At 38.5% G+C, this 6,654-nt stretch carries 7 protein-coding genes; 1 reads left to right on the plus strand and 6 read right to left on the minus strand.

Translation table 11 applies throughout. The features are described 5' to 3' along the window. Positions 1-90: 90 nt before the first annotated feature. The 6 genes from CVD27_RS04345 to CVD27_RS04365 all read right to left on the minus strand — a co-directional run bounded on the left by CVD27_RS04345 (position 91) and on the right by CVD27_RS04365 (position 5,148). A complete protein-coding gene (locus CVD27_RS04345) occupies positions 91-1,599 on the minus strand; it encodes a leucyl aminopeptidase (RefSeq protein WP_101646666.1) in 1,509 nt (502 codons plus the stop codon). Positions 1,600-1,714: 115 nt separating this feature from the next. After that, on the minus strand, positions 1,715-2,326 hold the full coding sequence (locus CVD27_RS04350; RefSeq protein ID WP_101646667.1) for a 3D domain-containing protein: 612 nt from the start codon (positions 2,324-2,326) through the stop codon (positions 1,715-1,717). A gap of 109 nt (positions 2,327-2,435) precedes the next feature. Next, a complete protein-coding gene (locus tag CVD27_RS04355) occupies positions 2,436-2,759 on the minus strand; it encodes a YuiB family protein (RefSeq protein WP_101646668.1) in 324 nt (107 codons plus the stop codon). 269 nt (positions 2,760-3,028) lie between these two features. Beyond that, positions 3,029-3,169 (minus strand): YuiA family protein, encoded by a 141-nt coding sequence (locus CVD27_RS27905; protein WP_180960144.1) that lies wholly within the window; start codon positions 3,167-3,169, stop codon positions 3,029-3,031. A 144-nt stretch (positions 3,170-3,313) separates the two neighbouring features. Next, entirely contained in the window at positions 3,314-3,805 is a 492-nt protein-coding gene (locus CVD27_RS04360; RefSeq protein WP_101646669.1) for an NUDIX domain-containing protein, read from the minus strand. A 125-nt stretch (positions 3,806-3,930) separates the two neighbouring features. Continuing rightward, a complete protein-coding gene (locus tag CVD27_RS04365; protein WP_101646670.1) occupies positions 3,931-5,148 on the minus strand; it encodes an NAD(P)/FAD-dependent oxidoreductase in 1,218 nt (405 codons plus the stop codon). A 467-nt stretch (positions 5,149-5,615) separates the two neighbouring features. Between CVD27_RS04365 and CVD27_RS04370 the strand changes: the two genes are divergently transcribed. Beyond that, positions 5,616-6,614 carry an NAD(P)/FAD-dependent oxidoreductase gene (locus CVD27_RS04370; protein ID WP_101646671.1) on the plus strand — a complete coding sequence of 333 codons (999 nt, stop codon included), beginning with the start codon at positions 5,616-5,618 and terminating at the stop codon, positions 6,612-6,614. Positions 6,615-6,654 lie beyond the last annotated feature (40 nt).

The raw sequence follows: 6,654 nt of genomic DNA on the forward strand, positions 1-6,654 counted from the left end.
CTTTTGTCCTCAAGGTGCCTTGATGCGGGTTATTTTTTTATGCTTTTATTCCAACAATAAAAGCCGCCGGAAAAATCCCGGCAGCTTTGTTTATTTTTCAATCGGCTCAAAACGTTCTACAAACAGTGCAAGTGTACGAGTCATGACACCTGTAGCACCGGCTGGACCAAGATCATGATCTTTTGATGTGGTAGCCGTGCCGGCAATATCTAAATGCACCCACGGGGTTCCTTCAGTAAATTCACCAATAAAGGCACCTGCAACCAAGGCGTGACCCTCACTTCCTGGAGAGTTATTCAAATCTGCCACTTTACTGTTTCGAACACGTTCTTTTTCAGTCTCAAACAACGGCAGCAGCCACATCTGTTCCCCTGCTTCAACAGAAGCTTCTCGTACTTGTTCATACAAACTTTCCTGATTGGTCATCGCTCCAGTCGTATGTAAACCAAGTGCAGTAATGACCCCGCCCGTTAAAGTCGCCACATCAACTAAATAATCAGCCCCATGGTGCTTTGCATACGTTACCGCATCTGCTAAAACAAGACGCCCCTCCGCATCAGTGTTTAATACCTCAATCGTTTTCCCATTCATGGAGGTGATCACATCATCTGGCTTAAATGCACCACCGCTAATCATATTATCCGTAGATGGAATGACTGCGACCACGTTTTGTTCTGGTCTAATTTCTCCGATAATTTCCATCGCTCCCAGAACAGCTGCCGCTCCTCCCATATCTGTTTTCATACCGACAATACCAGCTTTTGTTTTAATTGAATAACCGCCCGTATCAAAGGTGATTCCTTTTCCAACAAGACCAATAACATCCGTCCATTCATCTTTTCCTTGATATTTCAAGACAATCATTTTAGGGGGCTCCTCTGATCCTTTATTAACAGCAAGGAAGGCTCCCATACCTAACTTTTCAATCTCTGCCTTATCAAGAATTTCAACATCAAAGTCATATTTAGAACCTAGTTCTGAAGCATAGTTCGCTAAATCTGTAGCCGTAAGTAAATTCCCTGGAGTATTAACAAGAGTACGGGCAGAATTCGTTCCCTTCCCGAATGAATAACCAACCGTTAAAGATGCTTGAACATCCTCGTCTTCAGCGGCTGCATGATAGACAGTAACATTATCAAGTCTTTTCTCCGGTTCATTTGATTTTTGTTTATACCCATCGAATTGATAAGTTGAGAGAGCCAAAGCTTCACTCAATGCATGGGCTGTATCTAAACCATTCAATTCTTCGGTAACAAATGTATCTAAATAAATAGCTGTTTCCTCAAGTCTATTTGCTTTTAGCTGCTTAAATACCTTGCCAAAAGATTCTCGCAGTTTATCAAAGGATAAATCCTTTTCTTTTCCCAGACCAACAAAATAGATTCGTTTTGCCCCGATTTTTCCAAAACTATGTACTTTTGTAACGCTTTTAAGCTTTGCTGAAAGATCTCCTGACTTCACTAATTCTGTTAAGTGTCCCTCAAATTCTTGATCTAATCCAGATAATACACCAGTAAATTTTTCAGGTCTGTCAAAAAGACCTATAACCAAGCCTTCATGACTCGCATTTAAATCTAATTCTTTTTTTACATGAAACATGTACTTCACCTCCGAAATATACATCTACATTATACCGAAAAGACTCATTTATTTCGAGAAACTAACAATTATTCCAACATAAAAAGCAGGCACAACGCCTGCTTTTAGAAGACTATTATCTTTTTTCAGAGCTAGTATATTGTTGGCGGAATACCTGCAGTGATTTATCATTATTTAGTGTTTGTAATTGGTCCTCGGTTAAATGACCATTTCCTTTTTGGACAACATAAACAACTACCTGCTTCTTGCCCCATTGCTTATAAACATCTTCAACCGTTTCATAATAAAGGTCTAACTCATTCCCCTTTATTGCGCCTCCCTTATCAGCAACCACTCCATACCCATATCCAGGGATAAACAGAATGGTACCAATTGGAAAGACGTTTAGGTCGGCAGCAATGGTTGAAAATAAATCACGTTTAACTTTTACACCTGAAAAGGTGATTCCATATTCAGGATGGCCCTGGCTTTTCCCCGTCGATTCATAGCCGGCTGTATAGCCTGTAGCTGTCACCGTATGTTTAGGGTATTTGGACCAATCAAAAGCATCTTCTAGTAATGGTGGTGCTTCGGCGGAAACAGGTTTACTAAACGAAATCGCTGACGCAAACGGAAGTATGAATGATTTAACATTTACGCCAGAAATGGACTGGAAGGTCGCTGCTAATGCCATTATAAACAGGCACACAAGCGCAAATCGCTTCGTCCAATTTTTCAGTTTACTCATTGAATTTTTCACTCCTCCAAAATATTCATTCCCAAAGTAAATGGAAATATACAAACAGGGAGGAAAAATAATTTGATACTAAAAAAGACCTTTACAAAATGTAAAAGTCTTAAAACATTTGATACCCGCTTTTCCGTAATAGCTTTATTGTAAACCCGGCCGCTATCGCACCAGCGAGACCGCTAATTAATATGAGAATATCAGCAGTAGCTAACGAGCTGAATCTTGTCCAAAGATCATGAAAGGCAGATTTAGTATTTGTAAAGTACTCTACAAATTCTACTTTATCAACAATAAAAATAGCTACAATGGGGTAAACAATTGCCATAACCCATGACATTCTTAAGAGCATATTTAGAATAAAACCGATTCCAAAAAATAAAACAAAAAATAGTACGATAGAAATGATTAGGACTACAATGCTCATTTGCATCCGACAATTCCCCCTTTATACATCAACAATTAGTGTACTTAATGTCAAATGGGGAGTCAAGCAGAAAAGCGTAAGTGCCCGGTTAGCGCACGACAGGACTGGATCCAATCGACTGAGATAAAGGAAACACGAAGAGCGCTAGCGATTCGATGTTGACTTATCGTAGGGAGATGGGCGAAGTACACTAGTCGCTGGGCGCTGGAGCTGGACAATTCTAAAAGTTAAAATTAACAAAAAAAAATAGCTTCTTATTTTAAGAAGCTTAATCGTTATTTACCACTACTCTCTTTTTTCTTTCCTGTCCCCTCACAGCTTGGGCATGTTTCTGAACCGCCGAGAACTAATTGAAAATACCCTTTACCCTCACAATAATCACATGTTTTTGTGGAATCGATTGTCTTTACCGCCATTTCTCTTCCCTCCTAAATATTAACTTAATTTTCTGATAATATAACAAGGATTAGAGAAAAAGAAAAGTGCGAAATTCATCCAAAATCTAAAATGAAAACGTATACACGTCAGATTATCTTCCATTTGCTAGATTTATCTAAAAATTAAAAAAATAATTTATAAGAAGTATAGCCAAACTGATTTCCAGGATTAATACCGTCTGTTCCCGGTTTAATTACTGAGAGGCTTTCATTGAGTAAATAATGTAACATAACGGAAGCATCCTTTTCTAAAACAAGCTCCTCAGGTGCCATAAAACACGCCTCAAAGAGCTCCTCTTCTTGATGCGTAATGGTTAACTCCCCGACTGGCTCCAATAAAAAAACAAGCAAATTATCGCTGATTTCCTCTTTGATGACACCTGTCCTTAGCCCAAGCAGCCCCTTAATCCCACAATCAATCCCGGTTTCTTCCTTCACTTCTCTTAAAACAGCCTCGTCCGCTGTTTCGCCTTCCTCCACAAATCCAGCAGGAAGAGACCATTTTCCCTTTAGTCCCCCATATCTTTTTTTTACAACAAGCCAATTGCCTTCGCTTGACTTGACTAAACCCGAAACAGCCAGCCAGACCTTTCCACGCTTTTCACGACCGCTCAAAGTTGCACCTCCATTTCAACAAATCCCTATATTTATCATAGCAAAAAAGGACAGAATGTCTCTGTCCTTTTTTGTCATAAAAGCTTTCAACACCAATAGCAGTTAAGATGCTTCCGCTTTTTATTTTAAAATAGATTAAATTTACCTTTTTTCAATACCATACCTGCGCCGCCAATCATAAATAGCGCACGGTTATCAACCACTTTTTTCATAAAGGAAGCCTTACCGCCAGTAAGTTTTTTGCCAAAAACTACACCAATGGCATCATCTTCTCCAAGAGAACAAACTGTACCTTTATTATCAAACGTAAAGTTTTCCAGTTCAGCCTTATTACGAATTAAAGCAGCAATATTCTTAGCTGTCAATTCTGCTTGCTGCATTGCAATTTGTGCTGTTGGCGGATATGGACGGTTGATTTCTTCATTGATCACAAGTGAGCTGTCGCCAATAATAAAGACATCATCAAATCCAGGAACGCGTAAGTCAGGTTGAACCTTTACACGGCCTCGCATAGCTTCAAAACCTGATTTTTCAATAACAGAGTTACCACGAACGCCAGCTGCCCATACTACTGTTTCAGACTTAATTTCATATGGCTCTGCATCGCCTTTTGCAACAAGAATACCGCCAGGAACAGCTTCCTTAATAGCTGTACCAATTAAGAATTCTACACCTTTACGCTCTAATGTAGAAACCGCGTAATTCACTAGCTCCGGATCAAATCCAGGCAATACGGTTGGTGCTGCTTCCACACAATAAATTTTCACCTTGTGGAAATCAACATCGTATTCATGGCACAATTCCGGAATGCGATTGGTTAGCTCACCAAGGAACTCAATGCCAGTGAAACCTGCACCACCCACAACAATGGAAAGACGATTGTCATTCTTTTCCTCTTCCATATTGTAAGTAGCAAATTGATATTCAATATGCTCACGTAATTGACGAGCAGAATTGACATTTGTAATTCCAAATGCGTATTCCTTTAAACCTTTAATACCGAAAGTTTCTGGTTCCCCGCCAAGTGCAATCACAAGGTAGTCGTAATTTACTTCGCCTTTTTCTAAAATTACTTTCTTCTCATCTTTATTAATCTCCACCACAGTATCCTGAACAAAATCAACCTTACTGCGGTCAATAACATCACTAATATTATAACGAACCTTATCATGGTGAAGCGTACCAGCAGATGCTTCATGTAACCATGTTGTTTCATAATGGTAGTCATTTTTATTAACTAAAACAATATCCGCTTCATTTACACCAATTAACTTTTGCAAACGAACTGTTGTTAGAAGTCCGCCGTAACCTGCACCGAGAATCACAATTTTAGGCTTTTTCAAAGTGATCACTTCCACCTTTTTAATATTTTTGTGTAAATCCTCTTTTTCTTATCTTCCACTGCTATGGCCATTTTTATTTTATTTAACAGAAAAATGTATGTGAGATACTTCACGTAACTAAACGAAAAAAACTATGTGATGTAATTCACGAACAGGAATAAAGAAAAAGAAATGACATAAGTACATATAAATGAGTTAGGAATTTTAAATAAGATGAATGAATATTATGAATAGAAACTCATTCACACAATTGTACCTATTTGGTCACATAATTTTAACAATATATCCACATTACATGTTATGCTACTTTCACTCTATTTTCAAGCACTTTATATAAATATTTTATTTAATTTAATTACCAAAATAAATCCCTTGTCAGAATATTCAATTTTAAAGATGTGAGGACTTAACTCTTTGTGCTATGATTAAGAATGGAATCTGTTACTACTTGTTGGGGGGGATACTTAGTGCAGGAAGAACAAAAGGTTTATGATATTACAATAATTGGCGGCGGTCCAACCGGCTTATTTACTGCTTTTTATGGAGGCATGAGACAAGCGTCAGTAAAAATTATTGAGAGTTTGCCACAACTTGGTGGTCAGTTATCAGCCTTATATCCAGAAAAGTATATTTATGATGTGGCTGGCTTTCCAAAAATCCGCGCACAAGAATTAATTAATAATTTAAAAAAACAGATGTCAAAATTCGAACCAACAGTAGTATTAGAGCAGTCAGTTGAAAAGTTAGAAAAACAACAAGACGGCATTTTTAAACTAACAAGCAATAAGGAAGTTCATTATAGCAAATCGATCATTATTACGGCCGGCAATGGAGCCTTCCAGCCTCGTCGTTTAGAACTCGACAGTGCTGGGCAATATGAAAAGAAAAACCTTTATTACTTTATTGAAGACTTACATCAATTCGCTGGACAAAAAGTGGTTGTATTTGGTGGCGGAGATTCTGCGGTCGACTGGGCCTTAATGCTTGAACCTATTGCCGAAAAGGTAACAATTGTTCACCGCCGAGATAAATTCCGTGCCCATGAGCACAGTGTTGAAACCCTCTATAACTCCAAAGTGGAAGTGAAAACTCCATATGTTCCTGCCGATTTAATTGGTAACGAAAACGGAATTCAACAAGTGGTACTAAAAACGGCAAACGGCAAGGAAACTGAAACCCTCGATGTAGATGCCGTAATCTGTAATTATGGATTCGTTTCTTCGCTAGGACCCATTAAAGAATGGGGGCTTACCATCGAAAAAAATTCTATTGTGGTAAACTCAAAAATGGAAACGAATATACCAGGAATTTACGCAGCAGGAGATATTTGTACATATCCCGGAAAAGTTAAACTCATTGCCTGTGGATTTGGTGAAGCACCAACAGCCATCAACAACGCAAAATCATACATCGATCCTAAAGCAAAAATTCAGCCTCTTCATAGTTCTTCTCTGTATGATAAATAAGAAAAGTGCAAGCGCCTTGATCAGCCCCGACAAGCATAAG

The organism is Neobacillus cucumis (assembly GCF_002860255.1).
Lineage (GTDB): Bacteria > Bacillota > Bacilli > Bacillales > Cytobacillaceae > Neobacillus > Neobacillus cucumis_A.

What these genes read in the sequence shown, in the direction of transcription:
- CVD27_RS04345 (WP_101646666.1), bottom strand. Translation starts at nt 1,599, where the DNA reads ATGTTTCATGTAAAAAAAGAATTAGATTTAAATGCGAGTCATGAAGGC.
- CVD27_RS04350 (WP_101646667.1), bottom strand. Translation starts at nt 2,326, where the DNA reads ATGAGTAAACTGAAAAATTGGACGAAGCGATTTGCGCTTGTGTGCCTG.
- CVD27_RS04355 (WP_101646668.1), bottom strand. Translation starts at nt 2,759, where the DNA reads ATGCAAATGAGCATTGTAGTCCTAATCATTTCTATCGTACTATTTTTT.
- CVD27_RS27905 (WP_180960144.1), bottom strand. Translation starts at nt 3,169, where the DNA reads ATGGCGGTAAAGACAATCGATTCCACAAAAACATGTGATTATTGTGAG.